Origin of the sequence: Nocardia sp. NPDC049220, assembly GCF_040647855.1 — a bacterium.
Taxonomy (GTDB): Bacteria; Actinomycetota; Actinomycetes; order Mycobacteriales; family Mycobacteriaceae; genus Nocardia.
On record NZ_JBEZDA010000056.1, the window covers coordinates 1 to 1842 of the forward strand.

Genomic DNA, 1842 nt, shown 5'->3' on the forward strand with positions numbered 1-1842 from the left:
GACCATACTCCCCCTGGAGCCCAAGCACTTTGATTTCTCGTAAGGTGCCGAACGCGTCAAAAAATAACATCGTCCGATCCCTAGTCGGCATAGTTTATGGTTAAGACTACGACGGTATCTGATCGTCTTCGATCCCCTAACTTTCGTTCCTGATTAATGAAAACATCCTTGGCAAATGCTTTCGCAGTAGTTAGTCTTCAATAAATCCAAGAATTTCACCTCTGACAATTGAATACTGATGCCCCCGACTGTCCCTATTAATCATTACGGCGGTCCTAGAAACCAACAAAATAGAACCACACGTCCTATTTCATTATTCCATGCTAATGTATTCGAGCATAGGCCTGCCTGGAGCACTCTAATTTTTTCAAAGTAAAAGTCCTGTTTCCCCGTCACACCCAGTGAAGGGCATGAGGTTCCACAGAGGGAAAGGCCCGGCCGGACCAGTACACGCGGTGAGGCGGACCGGCCAGCCAGGCCCAAGGTTCAACTACGAGCTTTTTAACCACAACAACTTTAATATACGCTATTGGAGCTGGAATTACCGCGGCTGCTGGCACCAGACTTGCCCTCCAATTGTTCCTCGTTAAGGGATTTAAATTGTACTCATTCCAATTACAAGACCCAAAAGAGCCCTGTATCAGTATTTATTGTCACTACCTCCCCGTGTCGGGATTGGGTAATTTGCGCGCCTGCTGCCTTCCTTGGATGTAGTAGCCGTTTCTCAGGCTCCTTCTCCGGGGTCGAGCCCTAACCCTCCGTTACCCGTTGCAACCATGTTTGGCCAATACCCAAACATCGAAAGTTGATAGGGAAGAAATTTGAATGAACCATCGCCGGCGCAAGGCCGTGCGATTCGAGAAGTTATCATGAATCACCAAAGAGCCCAGAGGGCATTGGTTTTTAATCTAATAAATACATCCCTTCCGAAGTCGGGATTTTTAGCATGTATTAGCTCTAGAATTACCACGGTTATCCAAGTAGTAAGGTACTATCAAATAAACGATAACTTATATAATGAGCCATTCGCAGTTTCGCTGTATAATTGCTTATACTTAGACATGCATGGCTTAATCTTTGAGACAAGCATATGACTACTGGCAGAATCAACCAGATAACTATCGTCCGCCGCGGAAAAACGGCAACCGGTGCTGCGAGCAGCGCCGGAGAGATGTCAAGTTCACTGGGTGGCGTCCGGAGACGCGCCGGGCAAAGCACCTGCGGCAGGAGCCGTGGGCGCCGTGCGAGCCGGCAATCCGCTTTCCCACTCATGTGTTCCCCAGCGAAGCCGTCGACCACACTGAGCCCGAACGGGCGGCGTGTGGCCTGGGGCACGCCAGGAGAAGGACTCAGCGCCCGACTTCAGCCATTGCGGCGTCCGGCGGGCGTGGTTGCCTTCCGTTGCTCGATGGTAGAACTCGCCAGAGGCCAGTAATCCACAGAACCCATCCCTACAGCGGCGATTGCCGGGGCATTCGTCGCCTTCAGGGCATCCCCAGTACGCCGTGAAGCCTGAGCGACCGGTTTCGTGGGGGCCGACCAACACTATGAATCCCTCGCTAGCGAGACCGGAGCCTGCAAGCCTGTTCAAGGGACCACGCAATGAAAGTCTTCAAGATATGGTACAGTTGTTTGATTGCGGTTGTGTTGTGGCCGGCCGATTGCTCGACTGGCCACCCGCTCTCACATACCCTCCGAGCTCTCTGGTGGGGCGCCCCCGCCACCCGGCACTCGTTGGCCACTTTTGATTTCCCGCAAAATTCATTTGTATGGCAAATCCAAAAAATCGACTCACGAACATACATTTCCAACAACGCACCACCCCCCCCTCTCGGCGCCGGG

Annotated in this window: 1 rRNA gene; it reads right to left on the bottom strand. The window is 52.1% G+C overall.

From position 1 onward, the window contains the following. A 16S ribosomal RNA gene (locus AB0C34_RS31505) occupies window positions 1–1122 on the bottom strand; the annotation flags it as partial. Window positions 1123–1842: the final 720 nt, after the last annotated feature.